Below are 19,083 nucleotides of genomic sequence, written 5' to 3' on the forward strand. Positions count from 1 at the left end.
CTAAATTCCTTACTGCGCCTGCACGCGCAACTCTGCCGCGCTACGACTACGGTGACCCAACAGCGCTTTTACATCGCTGGACTTCGGCTTAACCAGGGCGAACTTCGCGGAGAACGCCGGCCAGTTCGCCAGCATCTCTTCGCCGCGCTGCGAACCGGTATGCTGCACATGCTCGGTGATTAAACCGCGCAGATGCTCTTCGTGGATGGCGAGGTCATCGACGCTCAGCACTTCCACCAGCTCCGGGTTTACGCGTTTGCGGAACTCGCCGTTTTCATCCAGCACGTAGGCGAAGCCGCCAGTCATCCCTGCGCCAAAGTTAACGCCGGTTTTGCCGAGGATGCAGACAATGCCGCCGGTCATGTATTCACAGCCGTTGTCACCAATACCTTCAACTACAGTGATAGCACCGGAGTTACGCACGGCGAAACGCTCACCCGCGCGGCCAGCGGCATACAAACGACCGCCGGTTGCGCCGTACAGACAGGTGTTGCCGATAATGGTCGCTTCGTGGCTGCGGAAAGCGGAACCCACCGGCGGGCGAATCGCCAGCAAACCGCCCGCCATGCCTTTACCGACATAGTCGTTGGCATCGCCGGTCAGATACAACTCGACGCCGCCTGCGTTCCACACGCCGAAGCTCTGGCCTGCGGTGCCGCTGAAGTGCGCTTTAATCGGATCCGACGCCAGACCCTGATCGCCGTGCGTCTGGGCGATATAGCCCGATAGCAGTGCACCCACGGAGCGGTCGGTATTGCGGATATCAAACCAGAAAGTTTTGCTCTGCTTCGCATCGACAAACGGTTTCGCCTGTTGCAGCAACTGCGCGTTCAGCACGCCATTATCAAACGGCGGGTTATTTTCTGTGCAGTACAGCGCTTTGCCCGCATGCGGCTCTGCCGTTTCCAGCAGTTTCGCCAGATCCAGTTTTTGCTGCCTGGCGGTAAAGCCTTCCAGCTCTTTGAGCAGGTCGGTGCGGCCAATCAGGTCCACCAGGCGTTTCACGCCCAGTTGCGCCATCAGTTCGCGCGTTTCACGGGCGATAAAGTCAAAGTAGTTGGTTACTTTGAACGGCAGGCCGTGATAGTGGTTTTTACGCAGTTTTTCGTCCTGAGTCGCCACACCGGTCGCGCAGTTGTTCAGGTGACAAATGCGCAGGTATTTACAGCCCAGCGCCACCATCGGGCCAGTGCCGAAGCCAAAGCTTTCCGCACCCAGGATCGCCGCTTTGATGATGTCCTGGCCGGTTTTCAGACCGCCATCGACCTGCAAACGGATTTTATGACGCAGACCGTTCGCCACCAGCGCCTGCTGGGTTTCCACCAGGCCAAGCTCCCACGGACAACCGGCGTATTTCACCGAAGAGAGCGGGCTTGCACCGGTGCCGCCATCGTAACCGGCAATGGTGATCAGGTCGGCATAAGCTTTCGCTACGCCCGTAGCAATAGTCCCGACGCCCGGTTCAGAAACCAGCTTCACGGAGATCATCGCTTTCGGGTTGACCTGTTTCAGGTCGAAAATCAGCTGCGCCAGATCCTCGATAGAGTAAATATCGTGGTGCGGCGGCGGGGAAATCAGCGTCACGCCCGGTACGGAATAACGCAGTTTGGCGATGTACGGCGTGACTTTATCACCCGGTAACTGACCGCCTTCACCCGGTTTTGCACCCTGAGCAACTTTGATCTGAATAACATCGGCGTTCACCAGGTACGCCGGAGTCACGCCGAAGCGACCGGAAGCGACCTGTTTGATGCGCGACACTTTGTTGGTGCCGTAACGCGCTGGATCTTCGCCGCCTTCGCCGGAGTTCGAGAAACCGCCGAGGCTGTTCATCGCTTCGGCCAGCGCTTCATGCGCTTCCGGGCTGAGTGCGCCAATTGACATCGCGGCGGTATCGAAGCGTTTAAAAAGCTCGGTTGCCGGTTCAACATCTTTCAGGTTGACGGCATCGCCGTTCGGCGTAATGGCCAGTAGATCGCGCAGCGTTGCCGCCGGACGTTCGTTCACCAGCTTCGCGTATTGCTGATAGTCGCTGTACTCGCCGCTCTGCACTGCTTGTTGCAGCGTACGCACTACGTCCGGGTTGTAAGCGTGATATTCACCGCCGTGGACATATTTCAGCAAACCGCCTTGCTCCAGCGGTTTGCGCGCCAGCCAGGCACGCCTGGACAGGTTCAGCAGATCTTGCTGGAAGTCCGGGAAGCTTGCGCCACCAATACGGCTGATAACGCCCTGGAAGCACAGGTCGGCGACATCATCATGCAGGCCAACCGCTTCAAACAGTTTGGAGCAACGGTAAGAGGCGACAGTCGAGATGCCCATTTTGGACATGATCTTGTATAGCCCTTTGTTGATGCCGTTACGGTAGTTCAGCATTACCGTGCGGTAGTTTTTCTCAATGGCTTTGTTATCCACCAGTTTCGCCAGCGTTTCATACGCCAGGTACGGGTAGATAGCCGTCGCGCCAAAGCCCAGCAGCACGGCGAAGTGGTGCGGGTCACGGGCGCTTGCGGTTTCAACAATAATGTTGGCATCGCAGCGCAGGCTCTTATCGACCAGACGTGTCTGGATTGCGCCCACCGCCATTGGCGCCGGAACCGGCAGACGATTTTTGGCGATATTACGATCCGAAAGCACCAGCAGAACCGTACCGTCGCGCACCATCTGTTCGGCTTTGTCACACAGCGCTTTAATGGTCTCTTCCAGCGTGGTCTGCGTCACATCAAACGTGATATCCAGCGTGTCGGCGCGGTAGTGCTCTTCTTTAATCGTCGTCAGTTGCTTGAAATCAGAGTAAAGCAGGATCGGCGATTTAAAGCTCAGGCGGTGCGCCTGGCCTTCCGCTTCGCAGAAGACGTTCATTTCACGCCCGATGCTGGTCGCCAGCGACATCACGTGGGCCTCACGCAGCGGATCGATTGGCGGGTTGGTCACCTGCGCAAACTGCTGGCGGAAGTAGTCATAAATGATACGCGGCTGGCTGGAGAGCACGGCAAACGGCGTGTCATCGCCCATCGAACCGACCGCTTCCTGGCCGTTTTCGCCCAGCACGCGGATAACCGAATCCAGCTCTTCGAAGCTGTAGTTAAACTGTTTCTGGTAGCTTGCCAGCAGATCGTCATCCATTTCGCGGATGCCGACTTCTTCGTCCGGCAAATCTTCAAACGGCACCAGACGGCGGACGTTTCTCTCCATCCACTCTTTATACGGATGGCGGCTTTTCAGATCGTCATCGGTTTCCGCAGAGTGCAGAATGCGCCCATCACGGGTATCGATAACCATCAGTTCGCCCGGCCCAACGCGGCCTTTTTCAACTACTTCATCCGGCTGATAATCCCAGATGCCCACTTCGGAAGCGCAGGTGATCAGCTTGTCTTTGGTGATGACATAACGCGCCGGACGCAAACCGTTACGGTCGAGGTTACAGGCGGCGAAGCGACCATCGGACATCACGATGCCCGCCGGGCCGTCCCACGGCTCCATATGCATGGAGTTAAAGTCGAAGAAGCTGCGTAGATCCGGATCCATCTCCGGGTTGTTCTGCCAGGCGGGCGGCACCAGCAAACGCATGGCGCGCACGATATCCATCCCGCCGGCCAGCAGCAGTTCCAGCATGTTATCCAGCGAACTGGAGTCAGATCCGGTTTCGTTGACGAACGGTGCGGCATCCTGCAAATCCGGGATCAGCGGGGTTTTGAATTTATAAGTACGCGCGCGCGCCCACTGACGGTTACCGGTAATGGTGTTGATTTCACCGTTGTGCGCCAGGTAGCGGAACGGCTGCGCCAGCGGCCAGCGCGGCACGGTATTGGTGGAGAAGCGCTGGTGGAACAGGCAAATGGCCGATTCCAGACGCAGATCCGCCAGGTCCAGGTAGAAGCGCGGCAGATCCGCCGGCATACAGAGACCTTTATAGATGTTCACCAGATTAGAGAGGCTACAGACGTAGAACTCTTTATCTTCTTGCAAACGCTTTTCAATGCGGCGACGGGCGATAAACAGACGGCGTTCCATATCGCGCGGACGCCAGCCGGCAGGGGCGTTAACAAAAATTTGCTCAATACGGGGCAGTGAGGAGAGGGCGATTTCACCGAGCACCCCTTCGTTGGTTGGCACATCGCGCCAGCCGACGATAGACAGGGTTTCTTGCTGAAGCTCTTCTTCAACAATACGACGCGAGGCGCTGGCTTTTTCCGGATCCTGGTTCAGGAACAGCATGCCGACGGCGTAATTTTTGGCTAAGCGCCAGCCGCGCTCTTCGGCAACGATACGGAAAAAGCGGTCAGGCTTTTGCAGCAACAGGCCGCAGCCGTCACCGGTTTTGCCATCGGCGAGGATTGCACCACGGTGCTGCATTCGGGCCAGTGCGTGAATAGCGGTACGCACTACCTTGTGGCTAGGTTCGCCTTCTATGTGGGCGATCAGGCCGAAACCACAGTTATCTCTCTCAAGAGATTTATCGTACAACATATCAGTGAACCTCCCCAGGCTCTGCGAGAGCCCTCCTGATCGTTACGCACAGGCGCAAAAAGAGCATGGCGACGGGGCAATTGCCTCGCATGTCGCCCTCTTTAATATCCTTTTCGCATCGATTCACAAGTGTTGAGGACTTGCTTAAGAGGGAATCTCAATTACTGCATAAATATGATGAGCAGACTGCTCATCCAGAAAGCTTCCAGCGGATTCCCAACTTATCGGGAATCCGTACACAGGTCAAATGGCGAGCTTATTTATCCAAAAATGTGCTAAGTGTTATTTAAATACATGATTTATATGAATGTTTAATGATTTTTACATTCAAGGGAGGCGGCGGAGTGCGACTACAGAGTGTGATCTGTCTCACTATGTAAAAGCGCTGTTTCTGATGTTCTATTCTGAGTGCTGAATCAATGGTAGAGGATTATCCTGCTTTAGATGCAGGGGGTGCATAAAGCCACTGTTTTTCACTTCCAATACTATTTCTGCAAATTAAGGGCGGAACATAAGCAAAAGTAATCGACCCGGCAGTGAATGAAATTTCGATTATATTGACTGGTTATGCATTGGATAAAAGCCTTCCCGAGCGATTGATCCAGGTCATCGCTGATGAAAGCTAAAAGTGGCAGGCTACGCCCTTTGATTTGGGCGGCCTTTCAGATTATGCAGTTACAAAAATTAGTCAATATGTTTGGTGGGGATCTGGCCCGCCGCTATGGCGAAAAAGTACATAAATTGACACTGCATGGCGGGTTTAGCTGCCCAAATCGTGATGGCACGATTGGCCGCGGCGGCTGTACCTTTTGCAATGTCGCCTCCTTTGCCGATGAGGCGCAGCAGCACCAATCTATTGCCGCACAACTTGCTCACCAGGCGCAGCTCGTCAACCGCGCCCGTCGTTATCTCGCCTATTTTCAGGCCTATACCAGCACCTGGGCAGAAGTGCAGGTGCTGCGCTCCATGTACCAGCAAGCAGTAAGCCAGGCCAGCATTGTAGGATTGTGCGTGGGTACGCGCCCGGATTGCGTGCCGCCAGCGGTGCTCGATTTACTGTGCGAATACCATCAGCAGGGCTATGAAGTCTGGCTTGAACTGGGCTTGCAAACGGCGTGCGATAAAACGCTGCATCGCATTAACCGCGGGCACGATTTCGCCTGTTATCAGAAAACGACACGGCTGGCGCGTGAACGCGGCTTGAAAGTCTGTACGCATCTGATTGTGGGGCTGCCCGGCGAAGGCCAGCAGGACGGACTGGAGACGATTGCGCGCGTGGTCGACACGGGTGTTGACGGCATCAAACTGCATCCGCTGCATATTGTTAAAGGCAGCATTATGGCGAAAGCGTGGGAAGCGGGCAGGCTGAACGGTATCGGTCTTGAAGAATATACCGTCATTGCCGGGGAGATGATCCGCCATACGCCGCCAGAGGTGATTTATCACCGGGTTTCCGCCAGCGCTCGCCGCCCGACGCTGCTGGCTCCGCTGTGGTGTGAAAACCGCTGGACCGGCATGGTCGAGCTGGACAGGTATTTAACCGTGCAGGGCGGGCAGGGTTCTGCGCTGGGTCACTGCTGGAAAATACCTACCTGATTGCACAGTAATGCAGAATTGTCGCAGCATTTTTCGCACAAGCTTCAACGCCTTGCCCAGAATTGAGTATTATTGACGGAATTGTTCGAGGAAATCTCTATGAAGCAAATCCGTTTACTGGCGCAATATTACGTCGATTTAATGATGAAGCTCGGTCTGGTCCGCTTTTCGATGCTGTTGGCGTTGGCGCTGGTAGTGTTGGCTATCGTGGTGCAAATGGCCGTCACCATGGTGTTGCAAGGGCAGGTTGAAAGCATCGATGTTATTCGCTCTATCTTTTTTGGTCTGCTGATTACCCCCTGGGCGGTCTATTTTTTATCGGTGGTGGTCGAGCAGCTTGAGGAGTCGCGCCAGCGTTTATCGCGGCTGGTTGAAAAGCTCGAAGAGATGCGCGAGCGCGATCTGAAGCTGAATGTGCAGCTAAAAGACAATATTGCGCAGCTTAATCAGGAAATCAGCGATCGCGAGAAGGCCGAAGCCGAGCGCCAGTCTACCTTTGAACGGTTGAAAATAGAGATGCAGGAGCGCGAGCAGACGCAAATCCAGCTCGAACAACAATCCTCCTTCCTGCGTTCATTCCTCGATGCTTCCCCGGATTTGGTCTTTTATCGCAATGAAGACAAAGAGTTTTCCGGCTGCAACCGGGCGATGGAGCTGCTGACCGGCAAAAGCGAGAAGCAGCTTATTAACCTGAAACCGCAGGATGTTTATGCGCCAGAGGCGGCACGGAAAGTTATCGAAACCGATGAGAAAGTCTTTCGCCATAACGTATCGCTGACTTACGAGCAGTGGCTGGATTACCCGGACGGGCGCAAAGCCTGCTTTGAAATCCGCAAAGTGCCCTATTATGACCGCGTAGGTAAACGCCACGGGCTGATGGGCTTTGGCCGCGATATTACCGAGCGTAAGCGCTACCAGGATGCGCTGGAGCGCGCCAGCCGGGACAAGACCACCTTTATCTCTACCATCAGCCACGAGCTGCGTACGCCGCTTAATGGCATCGTTGGCTTAAGCCGCATTCTGCTTGATACCGAACTGACGCAAGAACAAGAGAAATACCTCAAAACTATCCATGTCTCTGCCGTGACGCTGGGCAATATCTTCAACGATATTATTGACATGGATAAGATGGAGCGGCGCAAAGTGCAACTGGATAACCAGCCGCTCGACTTCACCAGCTTCCTGGCGGATCTGGAAAACCTTTCAGGTTTGCAGGCGCATCAAAAAGGGCTGCGTTTCGAGCTGGAACCGACCATCCCACTGCCGCACCAGGTTATTACCGACGGTACGCGTCTGCGGCAAATCCTGTGGAATCTTATCAGCAACGCCGTCAAGTTTACCCCCGAAGGCGGGCAGGTCACGGTGCGTGTTCGCTACGATGAAGGAGACATGCTGCATTTTGACGTGCAGGACTCCGGCATCGGTATTCCGCGCGACGAGCAGGACAAAATCTTCGCCATGTATTACCAGGTCAAAGACAGTCACGGCGGTAAACCGGCGACCGGAACCGGCATCGGCCTTGCGGTGTCGCGTCGGCTGGCAAAAAATATGGGCGGCGATATCACTGTCAGTAGCCAGCCAGGTAATGGCTCCCTCTTTACGCTGACTGTGCATGCCCCGGCGGTAGCAGAAGAAGTGGATGATGCGTTTAAAGAGGACGATATGCCGTTACCGGCACTGCATGTGCTGCTGGTCGAAGATATCGAACTGAACGTGATTGTGGCCCGCTCGGTGCTGGAAAAACTCGGCAGCAGCGTGGATGTGGCCATGACCGGTACTGCCGCGCTGGAGATGTTTACCCCCGGCGAATACGACCTTGTGCTGCTGGATATTCAGTTGCCGGACATGACCGGGCTGGATATCTCCCGGGCGCTAACCAGCCGTTACGCCCGCGAAGATCTGCCGCCGCTGGTGGCGCTGACCGCCAACGTGCTGAAAGATAAGCAGGAGTATCTTGATGCTGGCATGGATGATGTCTTAAGCAAACCGCTGGCAGTCCCGGCGTTAACTGCCATGATTAAGAAGTTTTGGGATGCCAGTAACGACGAGGAGGAGCACGTGGCAACAGTCGATAACGATAAGACGAACGCACTGCTGGATACCGCCATGCTTGAGCAGTATATCGAGCTGGTTGGGCCGAAGTTAATTACCGATGGGCTGGATGTTTTCGAGAAAATGATGCCGGGTTATTTGGCCGTGCTGGAGTCGAATCTGACGGCACGCGACCAGAAAGGGATCGTTGAAGAAGGCCATAAGATCAAAGGCGCTGCGGGTTCGGTGGGCTTGCGTCATTTACAACAGTTGGGGCAGCAGATCCAGTCGCCCGATCTTCCCGCCTGGTGGGACAATGTTGGCGAATGGGTAGAGGAAATGAAGCAGGAGTGGCGCAACGATGTCGCTATTCTGAAAGCCTGGGTGGCTGACGCTGCAAAAAAATGACCCCGGATTAACCGGGGTGCGCGAATACTGCGCCAACACCAGGGAAACCGTGGCTGCGCCGTAATTTTTGGTTTTTTTACAAGGGCGCAGACTAGAAAAATTCGACTGCACGCACATAAGATAGCAAATCTTAAATGATTTGTTACATCAATCAGTGAAATGTGTGAAGCAAGGCTCCCTTATCAAAATTTTTAATTGTCATCAGCAACTTGCATAAAGGGTTTTTCGCATGAAAAAAATCGGCGTTGTTCTCAGTGGCGCAGGTGTTTATGACGGTTCAGAGATCCACGAAGCAGTGATCACGCTGCTGGCGATCGCGCGCAATGGTGCAGAAGCCGTCTGTTTCGCTCCCGATAAATGGCAAAGCGACGTGGTCAATCATCTGACGGGCGAAACCATGACCGAAAGCCGCAATGTGCTGATTGAAGCCGCGCGTATCGCCCGCGGAAAGATACAACCGCTGGCCCTGGCATCGGCACAGGATCTGGATGCGTTGATTGTGCCCGGCGGTTTTGGCGCGGCGAAAAACCTGAGTAATTTCGCAAGCCAGGGCAGCGAATGCGTGGTCAACGAGGCCTTAAGAAACCTGGTGGAGCAGATGCACGAGGCCGGTAAACCGCTGGGGTTTATGTGTATTGCGCCGGCGATGCTACCGAAGATTTTCGACTTCCCGCTGCGCTTAACCATCGGCACGGATGTCGACACCGCTGAAGTGCTGGAAGAGATGGGGGCGGAACATGTGCCGTGCCCGGTGGACGATATTGTTATCGATGAAGAGAACAAAGTGGTGACCACTCCAGCTTATATGCTGGCTGAGGACATTGCTCAGGCGGCTGTGGGAATCGAAAAGCTGGTGGCGCGCGTGCTGGTGCTGAGCGAATGAAGAAGGGGTTTCGCGGTACATTGAAAGTCACGCTTAAACGTCTTCTCCTGCGGGTTTTACTGGTTCTGGCTATCTTTTGGGGCGGCGGGATTGTGCTGTTTAGCTTCCTGCCTGTACCGTTTTCTGCGGTGATGGTGGAGCGCCAACTGGGGGCCTGGCTGAGCGGTGATTTCGGTTATGTCGCGCACTCTGATTGGGTGGGGATGGACGATATTTCCCCGTGGATGGCGCTGGCGGTGGTGGCCGCAGAAGATCAGCGTTTCCCCGATCATTGGGGGTTAGATATTGAAGCTATCCAGAAAGCACTTTCCCATAACGAACGTCATGAGAATCGCATTCGCGGCGCATCAACTCTTTCCCAGCAGACGGTCAAAAACCTGTTCCTGTGGGACGGAAAAAGCTGGCTACGCAAAGGGCTGGAAGCCGGGCTGACGCTGGGGATGGAAACGGTGTGGACGAAGCGGCGTATCCTGACGGTTTATCTTAATATCGCCGAATTTGGTGACGGGGTATTTGGTGTCGAAGAGGCGTCTCAGCGCTATTTCCATAAGCCCGCAAGCCGGTTGACGATGGCGGAAGCCGCGCTGCTGGCGGCGGTGTTGCCAAACCCGATACGTTATCAGGCGGCGGCGCCATCGGGCTATGTGCGCAGCCGCCAGGCGTGGATCATGCGCCAGATGCGCCAGCTAGGCGGGGAAACGTTTTTGCAGCGTCACAAGCTGCATTAATTAGTCTTCGTCAAAGCCAGCGATAAACAGCGCGATAACCGCTGCCAGCGCTTCTTTTTCCTGCGGACCGCTGGCTTCTACTTCAATCTGCCGACCTTTTGCGGAATCCAGCATCAGCAACGCAATCACGCTGCTGGCTTCCGCTTCCGTTCCTTCGTCGTTGCGCAGCAGCACTTCTGCATCAAATCCCTGTACCAGTTCAAACAATTTCATGGCCGGGCGCGCGTGCATCCCCAGCTTATTGGTTATCTCAACGGTTTGCTTTACGGTCATGTTTTGCGTTTTTCCAGCGTGCGGTGACGGGATTGAACGTTCTTGCCACGCGAGCGGAAATAATCCGCTAACTGTTCGGCGATATAGACGGAGCGGTGTTTCCCGCCGGTACAACCGATAGCGACTGTCAAATAGCTGCGGTTATTGGTCTCCAGCATCGGCAGCCACAATTCAAGGTAGCTGCGCGTCTGGTAGATAAAATTGTGCACTTCGGTGTGCCTGTCGAGGAACGCGGCGACGGGTTTGTCGAGGCCAGTCATCGGGCGTAGTTTCGGGTCCCAGTGCGGGTTAGGCAGGAAGCGAACGTCAAAAACGTAATCGGCATCAATTGGAATGCCGTGCTTAAAGCCAAAAGACTCAAAGACCATGGTCAGCTCGCGCTCACGTTTGCCCAGCAGGCGCGTACGCAGCATTTCTGCCAGTTCATGCACCGACATTTCCGAGGTATCAACAATCAGGTCTGCACGGGAGCGCAGCGGCTCCAGCAGATTACTCTCTTCATCGATAGCACTCTCCAGCGACAGATTTTTACTGGAAAGCGGGTGCAGGCGGCGCGTATCGCTATAACGGCGGATCAGCGTGTTGCGGTCGGCATCAAGGAACAGGAGCTGCGGGGAGAACGCGTCCGGCAGATTGCTCATTGCCTGTTCAAAAATTTCCGGTGATTCCGGCATATTACGCACATCGATACTGACGGCGGCTGAAATCTGGCGGTCGGCGAGCGTCTGCGCCAGCTCCGGCAGCAGCACAACCGGCAGGTTATCGACACAGTAGAAACCCATGTCTTCCAGGGCGCGTAGCGCCACGGACTTACCTGAACCCGAACGACCACTGACGATCATCAGGACCATGGGCCAATTCTCCTCAGAACGACTGATAAAGTGAGTCTTACCCCGTTACGCATCGTCACTCTCGCCTTCTGTCTGCGTGATTATCTGATACAGCTCTTCGTCACTTTGCGCACTGCGCAGGCGTCGACAAATGGTTTTATCCGCCAGCCGCTTGGCGACCAGGGAGAGCGTATGCAGGTGCGTTTTGGTTTGATCTGCGGGCACCAACAGGGCAAACAGCAGATCGACGGGTTGATTATCGATAGCGTCGAAGGCAATGGGCGTTTCGAGTTGCACAAAAACACCCACGGCGCGCAGCGTGTCTTCCTCGAGCTTACCGTGCGGAATGGCGATACCGTTACCAATACCGGTACTGCCCATTTTTTCACGCGTCAGGATCGCCTCGAAGACGACCTGCGGCGGCAGGCCTAACTGTTTTGCCGCCAGTTCACTGATGATTTCCAGAGCACGTTTTTTACTCTGGCAGTGAACGCCGCTACGGGTACATTCCTGGTTAAGGACAGTGCTCAATTGAAGAGCGGAATCGTTATTCATCATAATTTCACCTAAGCGGCGTCAGAGCCAGCACCCCTACCGGGTTGCGGTGGGGTGCAACGCGCCAGACGGACGCCCGGACAATTAGTGTTGTTTCAGTTTGTCTTTATGTTTCGTAAGCTGCCGCGACAGTTTATCAATTAAACCGTCGATAGCAGCATACATATCCTGCCCTTCCGCACTGGCATGCAATTCGCCTCCATTCACATGCAAGGTGGCGTCCGAGATGTGAGTCACTTTCTCCACTTTCAACACAACATAGACCTGATTAATCCTTTCGAAATACTGTTCGAGTTTGGTGAATTTATTGTTCACAAATTCACGCAGAGCATCGGTGATTTCGACGTTTTGTCCTGTGATGTTAAGCTGCATAGTGTCTTCCTTATCGGTTGGGTCAAACCAGCTGTTTGCGCTGGTTAGACGGCGGAATGGATAAAGATTCTCGATACTTCGCAACGGTACGCCGTGCCACCATAATCCCCTGATCGGAAAGCAGGGTGGTCAGCTTACTGTCGCTCAGTGGTTTTGCAGGGTTTTCTGCGGCGATCAATTTCTTCACCAGCGCGCGAATGGCCGTCGACGAGGCTTCGCCGCCGCCTTCGGTATTCACATGGCTGGAGAAGAAATACTTCAATTCGAAAATGCCGCGCGGACTGTGCAGGTACTTCTGGGTCGTCACACGAGAAATCGTGGACTCGTGCATCTCGACGGCCTGAGCGATATCCGCCAGCACCATCGGTTTCATAAATTCTTCGCCCTGATCAAAGAACGCCTGTTGCTGCTCAACAATGCAGCGGCTGACGCGCAGCAGGGTATCGTTTCGGCTCTCCAGACTTTTAATCAACCATTTCGCTTCCTGCAAATTGCTGCGGATAAATTGGTTATCGGCGTCATTACGCGCGCCGCCGCCCATTGCCGCATAGTGTTGGTTGATTTGCAGACGCGGAATGCTGTCGGAATTGAGCTCTACGGTCCAGCGCCCGTTGTGCTTACGCACCAGCACATCAGGAATGACATACTCCGGTTCGCCGGTCTGGATCGACTGACCGGGGCGCGGATCGAGCGACTGGATCAGATTCACCGCTTCTTTCAGCACATCTTCTTTCAGACGTGTTACGCGCATCAACGTGCGGAAATCGTGGTTGGCGAGCAGATCCAGATGATCGCAGATGATAAGCCGGGCTTCTTCGCACCACGGCGTATTTTTGGCGAACTGGGAAAGCTGAACCAGCAGGCAGTCGCGCAGATCCCGCGCCGCCACGCCAACCGGATCGAAGCGTTGAATGCGTTTAAGCACCGCTTCGACTTCATCAAGACCGATCTCTTCGTTGCCCATACTTTCCAGGATCTCTTCGAGTGAGACCGTGAGATAACCGGTATCATCAACGGCATCGACGATGGAGGTCGCAATAGCCCGGTCAGTATCAGAGAAAGGCGTCAGCTCCACCTGCCACATCAAATAGTCTTGCAGCGACTGCGTGGTTTCGCCCTGATAAATGGGCAGCTCATCATCAATGTAATCATTGCTGCTGCCGGAGGGCGTTCCGGCGGTGTAAAGTTCGTCCCAGCTTGCGTCCAACGGTAGCTCATCGGGCATCTCTTTTTGTTCGAGCGCATCGACGGTATCCAGCCCTTCGTTTTCCTGAGCTTGTTGGCTATCCACTTCTTCGTGAAGATCGGTTTGTTCCAGCAGGGGGTTGCTCTCCAGCGCCTGCTGAAGTTCCTGCTGAAGTTCCAACGTGGACAACTGCAATAGACGAATAGCCTGTTGCAGTTGCGGCGTCATGGCTAGCTGTTGGCTAAGCCTTAGTTGCAAACCTTGCTTCATATTCAGAGCAGCACTCTCCGACAAAAAACGTCAATAAACCTTACCCTATCAGAGTCTGAAGTCTTCCCCAAGATATACGCGCTTAACGTGTTCGTCTTCAAGGATTTGCTGCGGTGTGCCGTGGGCAATTAAATGCCCCTGGCTGACGATATAAGCACGCTCACACACCGCCAGCGTTTCGCGGACGTTATGGTCGGTGATCAACACACCCAGGCCGCTATCGCGCAGGTGTTCAATGATACGTTTAATATCGATAACTGAAATCGGGTCAACGCCCGCAAACGGCTCATCAAGCAGAATAAATTTCGGGTTTGCCGCCAGCGCGCGGGCAATTTCCACACGGCGACGTTCACCACCGGACAGGGATTGCCCCATATTGTCGCGCAGATGCTCAATATGGAACTCTTCCATCAGCTCTTTGGCGCGATCTTCGCGCTGCTCAGCGGTGAGATCGTCACGAATTTGCAGGACAGCCATCAGGTTGTCATAGACGCTCAGACGGCGGAATATTGATGCTTCCTGCGGCAAGTAGCCGATGCCGCGACGCGCGCGTGCATGGAGCGGCAGCAGGCTGATGTCTTCATCGTCGATGACGATGTTGCCGGCGTCACGCGACACAATCCCGACAACCATATAGAAAGTGGTGGTTTTCCCTGCGCCGTTAGGGCCAAGCAGCCCGACGATTTCGCCAGAGTTGACGGTCAGACTGACGTCCTCAACCACGCGACGACCTTTGTAAGCCTTAGCGAGATTCTTTGCAGTTAATGTTGCCATAACGTATTAGTTACTCTTTTTTTGCGCCGGGGCGGCGTTATTGCTCTTGTCCTGCAACTGCGACGGTACCAGCACGGTGGTCACGCGTTTGCCTTTGTCGCTGAACGCTTGCATCTTCTGCTCTTTCACCAGATAGGTGATTTTGTCGCCGGTGATATTGCTATCCAGTTGTTCGAGATAGGCTTTCCCGGTCAGCACGACGAAATCTTTTTCCAGTTCGTAATGCATCTGCGAGGCGTGGCCTTTCACCGGCTTGCCGTTGTCCTGCATTTGATAGAAGGTGGCCGGGTTGCCGTAACCGTCGATAATTTCTTTACCTTGCTGGCCGCCAGGGCGAGTTACCACGACCTTATCGGCATTGATTTTAATCGTCCCCTGCGTCACCACGACATTACCGGTAAAGGTAACCACGTTGCCTTGCATATCCAGCGACTGTTGATCGGAGTCGATATGGATAGGCTGGTCGGTATCGCCGGTCACGGCCAGTGCCGGAAGCGCGACAGCGAAAAGCGTACTCGCCAGGAGTAGATTAAGGCTGCGTTTGTTTGTTTTGAATTTCATAGGAGCTTCTAACCTTTTCAATCAGCTCGGCGTTTTTGCTGCGTAAATTGCCGCGCATTTTCAGGCCGGTGGAATTAAACGTTGTACCGTATAACGTGACCTGATCATCGGAGGTAACATCCTGCGTTACCAGGTTAATCTGGGCGTTATCCGTGGTGATTTTTCGTAATTGAGCATCCGCAGTCAGCGCGTTGACCTCAACATGTCCATAAAGATAAAGCATACGGTCTTCCGTCAGCTTTGCTTTATCCGATTTGATAGACCAGGTCGGTACTTTGTCCTGATCGAAGGTGGTTAATACGGGCTGGGCGAACCAGCTAATGCCATCGGTGGAAAAATACTCGACATTCTGCGCGATCAGGCGATAGTTCAGCGCGCCTTCCGGACTGTAAACGACGGTATCCGTGTGTTTGCTCGTATAAGTTGGATCCGAATCACTCGTGGCGGCTTGTTCCGGCTCATCCTGAGCGGTGAGGTTAATACCAATCAGAACCAGTGCGGCCAGCGCCAGCAGAATAATAACCCAACGTCTGGTTTTACTCATATTGATTGCCCTTTGGCCTCTTCCAGTTTGCCCTGCGCCAGCAGCAGTAAATCGCAAACTTCACGCACCGCACCGCGACCGCCATTAATGTGCGTGACGTAATCCGCGCGCGGGGTAAGTAGCGGGTGCGCATCGGCGACGGCGACACTTAAACCAATCTCCGCCATCACCGGCCAGTCGATCAAATCATCGCCCACATAGGCCACCTGCTCGGGCGTCAGCGCCAGTTTGGTCAGTAACTCGCGGTACGCGATAAGTTTATCTGACTGACCCTGGTACAAATGCGTGATCCCCAGAGTCTCGCAGCGATCTTCTACCAGTTTAGCTTTACGCCCGGTAATGATCGCAATCTCAATGCCGGAAGTGAGCGCACTGCGGATGCCATAACCATCACGGACGTTAAAGGCTTTCAACTCTTCGCCATTATTGCCCATATAGATGAGTCCATCGGACAGCACGCCATCCACATCCAGGATCAGCAGACGAATTTTCTTTGCTTTCTCCATGACTTGCGTGCTTACCGGCCCATAACAGGTCGCAAGCGACGCACCAGCATTACTCATTGTTCTGTCCTTCTTTACACTACGCCCGCGCGCAGCAAATCATGCATATGTAACACACCCAGTAACTGGTCGCCATCGGCAACCAGCACGGAGGTAATGTGCCGGGATTGCATCAGGTTCAATGCATCTACCGCCAGCGTGTTGGGACGCACACGCACGCCGCCTGGCGTCATCACGTCAGCAATGCCCATGTGGCGGACATCGCCACCCATATCAAACACGCGGCGCAGGTCACCATCGGTGAAAATGCCTTCGATCTTCATCAGGTCGTCGCAGATAACCGTCATGCCTAAATTTTTCCGCGTGATCTCCAGCAAAGCGTCGCGCAGCGTCGCCTCTTTGCTGACATGCGGGATCTCATCGCCGGTGTGCATAATGTCATTTACCCGCAGCAGCAGCTTGCGACCCAGCGCGCCACCGGGATGAGAGAGCGCAAAATCCTCTGCGGTAAAACCGCGTGCTTTTAATAATGCGACGGCCAGCGCATCGCCCATCACCAGTGCGGCAGTGGTGCTTGATGTTGGCGCAAGACCCAGTGGGCACGCTTCTTTCGGCACTTTCACACACAGATGAATATCGGCGGCGCGCGCCATGCTACTTTCGGGGCGGCTGGTGATGCAAATCAGGGAGACTTTCAGCCTTTTTAGTACCGGGATTAGCGCGAGGATCTCATTTGACTCGCCGGAATTGGATAACGCAATGACCACATCCTGGGGGCTGACCATTCCCAAATCGCCGTGCGCGGCCTCGCCAGGATGCACGAAGAACGAAGGGGTACCGGTGCTGGCAAAGGTCGCTGCCATCTTTCTGCCGATATGACCGGATTTGCCCATTCCCATCACGACCACTTTTCCGGCGCAGTAAAACATCTTTTCGCACGCCAGAGTGAAGTCCTGATTGATGTATTGATCCAGCTGTGCGAGGCCTTCACGTTCAATTGCCAGCACGTCTTTGCCTGCTTGTTGAAAGTCAAAACCCGGCTGCAAATCTATTTGCGACATAGTGCGTTTCCGATTATTCAGTCAAAAGCGGCGACAGCCAGTAAAGCATCGCCAACCATATGATAAAACCGCCGAACAACAGTGCGCCGACGCCTTTGCTGATTTGCTTACGCCGCCAGCAGATAAGGGCAAAAAGGGCGCTGACCAGCAACATCACCCCGTAATCACGCGTGAACGCTATCGGGTTAAAGCCGCCTGGCGCAATCAATGCGGGCAAGCCCAGCACGATGGCGATGTTGAATATGTTGGAGCCAATGATATTGCCAATGGCGATATCGTCTTCACCTTTGCGTGCGCCCGCGATAGCCGTTGCCAGTTCGGGGAGCCCGGTTCCGATGGCGATCACCGTCAGGCCAATGGTGAGCTCGCTGATGCCGAAAAAGTTGGCGACCACGGTGGCGTTATCCACCACCATACGCGTTGCCATCGGCATGATAATTAATGCAACGCCCAACCACAGGCAGGCGACGGACAGGCTGCCTTCGCGCGGCAATTCCGCTAACTGCTCCCGGGTCAGGCTATCGTTGCCCTGGCGTTCGGCCAGGCGGGCGATTTTAACAATGAACACCAGCCATAGCACGGCTAATAACAGTAAAAAGATGCCGTCAAAACGGGTGAGCTGCCCATCATACAGCACCGCGCCCGCCAGCAGACTGGCTATTAAGGTTAGCGGCAATTCGCGGCGCAGAATATCGGAATGGACGGTAAAAGGGTGCAACAGGGCAGCAACGCCGAGGATCAGCAAGATATTGGTGATGTTAGAACCAATGGCGGTGCCGATAGCCAGATCCAGTTGACCATGCATTGAGGCGGCAACGGACGTAATGATTTCAGGCAGCGACGTGCCTATGCTCACAACGGTCATACCGATGATCAGCGGCGGAACACCTAAAGCACGACAGAGAATAGAAGCAGCAAATACCAGACGATCGGCACTGTAGACCACCAGGAGCAAACCAATTATCAATAGCGCCGTCGCTAAGAGCATCTAACGTCCTTTCTTCAGGTATAATTTTGCCGGTTCGCAGGCTGCCATGCCGGGTCAAAACCGGGAGTTCCGCGTAGCGTAATGATTCCTAATTTTGACTTTATGCGGCTCAAAAGTAAAACAAATGCCAGCTTTCGCTAACCTGGGCAGGTAATATTCTGTAAAAATGTTGGGTTCGTGATGGTATCAGGCATCATGCTTGCAGCCCACAGGGCATATAAGGAAGAGGAAATGAGCCAGACAGTGGCGAATTTGGTCGACGTTCGTGGTGTCAGCTTCTCCCGTGGCAGCCGCCCAATCTTCGACAATATTTCACTGACGGTACCGCGCGGGAAAATCACCGCCATTATGGGGCCGTCGGGGATCGGTAAAACCACCTTGCTGCGCCTGATTGGCGGCCAGATCCCGCCTGACAGCGGCGAAATCTTATTTGATGGCGAAAACGTGCCGGAGATGACGCGTTCGCGTCTTTTCACCGTGCGCAAAAGAATGAGCATGCTCTTTCAGTCCGGTGCGCTGTTTACCGACATGAATGTGTTCGATAACGTCGCCTATCCTTTGCGGGAACACACGACGTTACCGCCGGCGTTATTGCACAGCACGGTGATGATGAAACTCGAAGCGGTCGGGTTACGCGGCGCGGCGAAGTTGATGCCATCGGAGCTATCTGGTGGTATGGCGCGGCGTGCTGCGCTGGCACGCGCCATTGCGCTGGAGCCGGACCTGATCATGTTTGATGAGCCGTTTGTGGGCCAGGATCCCATCACCATGGGCGTATTGGTGAAATTGATTTCGGAGTTGAACAGCGCGTTGGGCGTGACCTGTATCGTTGTTTCCCACGATGTGCCGGAAGTCTTGAGCATCGCGGATTACGCCTATATCGTGGCGGACCGGAAAATTGTCGCCCATGGCAGTGCGCAAGGGCTACAAGAAAATAACGACCCTCGCGTGCGCCAGTTCCTGGATGGCATTGCTGATGGGCCGGTTCCGTTCCGCTATCCCGCTGGCGACTACCAGCACGATTTATTAGAGACAGGGAGTTAACACACT

Annotated in this window: 17 protein-coding genes; 5 read left to right on the forward strand and 12 right to left on the reverse strand. The window is 54.5% G+C overall.

Annotation, left to right across the window (positions count from 1 at the left end; genetic code table 11):
• Positions 1–9: 9 nt before the first annotated feature.
• On the reverse strand, positions 10–4,470 hold the full coding sequence (gene gltB, locus Q5705_13585) for a glutamate synthase large subunit (protein ID WLI75622.1): 4,461 nt from the start codon (positions 4,468–4,470) through the stop codon (positions 10–12).
• A gap of 669 nt (positions 4,471–5,139) precedes the next feature.
• Here gltB and Q5705_13590 point away from each other — a divergent pair.
• The 4 genes from Q5705_13590 (at position 5,140) to mtgA (ending at position 10,116) form a co-directional block, all read left to right on the forward strand.
• Positions 5,140–6,066: a TIGR01212 family radical SAM protein gene (locus Q5705_13590; GenBank protein WLI79030.1), complete on the forward strand. Its 927-nt coding sequence runs from the start codon at positions 5,140–5,142 to the stop codon at positions 6,064–6,066.
• Between the two features lie 99 nt (positions 6,067–6,165).
• Positions 6,166–8,505 (forward strand): aerobic respiration two-component sensor histidine kinase ArcB, encoded by a 2,340-nt coding sequence (arcB, locus tag Q5705_13595; GenBank protein ID WLI75623.1) that lies wholly within the window; start codon positions 6,166–6,168, stop codon positions 8,503–8,505.
• 229 nt (positions 8,506–8,734) lie between these two features.
• The gene (gene elbB, locus Q5705_13600; protein ID WLI75624.1) at positions 8,735–9,388 is read left to right on the forward strand and encodes an isoprenoid biosynthesis glyoxalase ElbB; all 654 of its coding nucleotides are present in this window, start codon (positions 8,735–8,737) and stop codon (positions 9,386–9,388) included.
• A complete protein-coding gene (gene mtgA, locus Q5705_13605) occupies positions 9,385–10,116 on the forward strand; it encodes a monofunctional biosynthetic peptidoglycan transglycosylase (GenBank protein WLI75625.1) in 732 nt (243 codons plus the stop codon). Before elbB ends, mtgA begins: the two co-directional genes overlap by 4 nt.
• Here mtgA and npr read toward each other — a convergent pair whose 3' ends face one another.
• From npr to Q5705_13660, 11 genes are all read right to left on the reverse strand, one after another.
• Positions 10,117–10,389 carry a PTS phosphocarrier protein NPr gene (gene npr / locus Q5705_13610; GenBank protein ID WLI75626.1) on the reverse strand — a complete coding sequence of 91 codons (273 nt, stop codon included), beginning with the start codon at positions 10,387–10,389 and terminating at the stop codon, positions 10,117–10,119. It lies immediately after the preceding gene.
• The gene (gene rapZ, locus Q5705_13615) at positions 10,386–11,240 is read right to left on the reverse strand and encodes an RNase adapter RapZ (protein WLI75627.1); all 855 of its coding nucleotides are present in this window, start codon (positions 11,238–11,240) and stop codon (positions 10,386–10,388) included. Before rapZ ends, npr begins: the two co-directional genes overlap by 4 nt.
• Positions 11,241–11,285: 45 nt before the next feature.
• A complete protein-coding gene (gene ptsN / locus Q5705_13620) occupies positions 11,286–11,777 on the reverse strand; it encodes a PTS IIA-like nitrogen regulatory protein PtsN (protein WLI75628.1) in 492 nt (163 codons plus the stop codon).
• 81 nt (positions 11,778–11,858) lie between these two features.
• On the reverse strand, positions 11,859–12,146 hold the full coding sequence (gene hpf / locus Q5705_13625; protein ID WLI75629.1) for a ribosome hibernation promoting factor: 288 nt from the start codon (positions 12,144–12,146) through the stop codon (positions 11,859–11,861).
• Between the two features lie 22 nt (positions 12,147–12,168).
• Positions 12,169–13,602 (reverse strand): RNA polymerase factor sigma-54, encoded by a 1,434-nt coding sequence (gene rpoN, locus Q5705_13630; GenBank protein WLI75630.1) that lies wholly within the window; start codon positions 13,600–13,602, stop codon positions 12,169–12,171.
• Between the two features lie 48 nt (positions 13,603–13,650).
• Positions 13,651–14,376 carry an LPS export ABC transporter ATP-binding protein gene (lptB, locus tag Q5705_13635; GenBank protein WLI75631.1) on the reverse strand — a complete coding sequence of 242 codons (726 nt, stop codon included), beginning with the start codon at positions 14,374–14,376 and terminating at the stop codon, positions 13,651–13,653.
• A gap of 6 nt (positions 14,377–14,382) precedes the next feature.
• Positions 14,383–14,937: a lipopolysaccharide ABC transporter substrate-binding protein LptA gene (gene lptA / locus Q5705_13640; GenBank protein ID WLI75632.1), complete on the reverse strand. Its 555-nt coding sequence runs from the start codon at positions 14,935–14,937 to the stop codon at positions 14,383–14,385.
• Complete coding sequence (lptC, locus tag Q5705_13645) at positions 14,906–15,481, reverse strand: LPS export ABC transporter periplasmic protein LptC (protein ID WLI75633.1); 576 nt, start codon at positions 15,479–15,481, stop codon at positions 14,906–14,908. The genes lptA and lptC overlap by 32 nt, the downstream gene beginning before the upstream one ends.
• A complete protein-coding gene (kdsC, locus tag Q5705_13650; protein WLI75634.1) occupies positions 15,478–16,044 on the reverse strand; it encodes a 3-deoxy-manno-octulosonate-8-phosphatase KdsC in 567 nt (188 codons plus the stop codon). Before kdsC ends, lptC begins: the two co-directional genes overlap by 4 nt.
• Before the next feature lie 14 nt (positions 16,045–16,058).
• Positions 16,059–17,045: an arabinose-5-phosphate isomerase KdsD gene (gene kdsD, locus Q5705_13655; GenBank protein ID WLI75635.1), complete on the reverse strand. Its 987-nt coding sequence runs from the start codon at positions 17,043–17,045 to the stop codon at positions 16,059–16,061.
• 13 nt (positions 17,046–17,058) lie between these two features.
• A complete protein-coding gene (locus tag Q5705_13660; protein ID WLI75636.1) occupies positions 17,059–18,033 on the reverse strand; it encodes a calcium/sodium antiporter in 975 nt (324 codons plus the stop codon).
• Between the two features lie 231 nt (positions 18,034–18,264).
• Here Q5705_13660 and mlaF point away from each other — a divergent pair, with 231 nt between their 5' ends.
• Entirely contained in the window at positions 18,265–19,077 is an 813-nt protein-coding gene (gene mlaF, locus Q5705_13665) for a phospholipid ABC transporter ATP-binding protein MlaF (protein WLI75637.1), read from the forward strand.
• Positions 19,078–19,083: the final 6 nt, after the last annotated feature.

The organism is Kosakonia sp. H02, assembly GCA_030704225.1.
GTDB lineage: Bacteria > Pseudomonadota > Gammaproteobacteria > Enterobacterales > Enterobacteriaceae > Kosakonia.

Bases quoted from the DNA above. Each gene is read 5' to 3' on its own strand.
- mlaF (WLI75637.1), top strand. From the start codon at position 18,265: ATGAGCCAGACAGTGGCGAATTTGGTCGACGTTCGTGGTGTCAGCTTC.
- ptsN (WLI75628.1), bottom strand. From the start codon at position 11,777: ATGATGAATAACGATTCCGCTCTTCAATTGAGCACTGTCCTTAACCAG.
- hpf (WLI75629.1), bottom strand. From the start codon at position 12,146: ATGCAGCTTAACATCACAGGACAAAACGTCGAAATCACCGATGCTCTG.
- gltB (WLI75622.1), bottom strand. From the start codon at position 4,470: ATGTTGTACGATAAATCTCTTGAGAGAGATAACTGTGGTTTCGGCCTG.
- kdsC (WLI75634.1), bottom strand. From the start codon at position 16,044: ATGAGTAATGCTGGTGCGTCGCTTGCGACCTGTTATGGGCCGGTAAGC.
- lptA (WLI75632.1), bottom strand. From the start codon at position 14,937: ATGAAATTCAAAACAAACAAACGCAGCCTTAATCTACTCCTGGCGAGT.
- rapZ (WLI75627.1), bottom strand. From the start codon at position 11,240: ATGGTCCTGATGATCGTCAGTGGTCGTTCGGGTTCAGGTAAGTCCGTG.
- elbB (WLI75624.1), top strand. From the start codon at position 8,735: ATGAAAAAAATCGGCGTTGTTCTCAGTGGCGCAGGTGTTTATGACGGT.
- arcB (WLI75623.1), top strand. From the start codon at position 6,166: ATGAAGCAAATCCGTTTACTGGCGCAATATTACGTCGATTTAATGATG.
- npr (WLI75626.1), bottom strand. From the start codon at position 10,389: ATGACCGTAAAGCAAACCGTTGAGATAACCAATAAGCTGGGGATGCAC.
- mtgA (WLI75625.1), top strand. From the start codon at position 9,385: ATGAAGAAGGGGTTTCGCGGTACATTGAAAGTCACGCTTAAACGTCTT.
- lptC (WLI75633.1), bottom strand. From the start codon at position 15,481: ATGAGTAAAACCAGACGTTGGGTTATTATTCTGCTGGCGCTGGCCGCA.
- kdsD (WLI75635.1), bottom strand. From the start codon at position 17,045: ATGTCGCAAATAGATTTGCAGCCGGGTTTTGACTTTCAACAAGCAGGC.
- Q5705_13660 (WLI75636.1), bottom strand. From the start codon at position 18,033: ATGCTCTTAGCGACGGCGCTATTGATAATTGGTTTGCTCCTGGTGGTC.
- Q5705_13590 (WLI79030.1), top strand. From the start codon at position 5,140: ATGCAGTTACAAAAATTAGTCAATATGTTTGGTGGGGATCTGGCCCGC.
- rpoN (WLI75630.1), bottom strand. From the start codon at position 13,602: ATGAAGCAAGGTTTGCAACTAAGGCTTAGCCAACAGCTAGCCATGACG.
- lptB (WLI75631.1), bottom strand. From the start codon at position 14,376: ATGGCAACATTAACTGCAAAGAATCTCGCTAAGGCTTACAAAGGTCGT.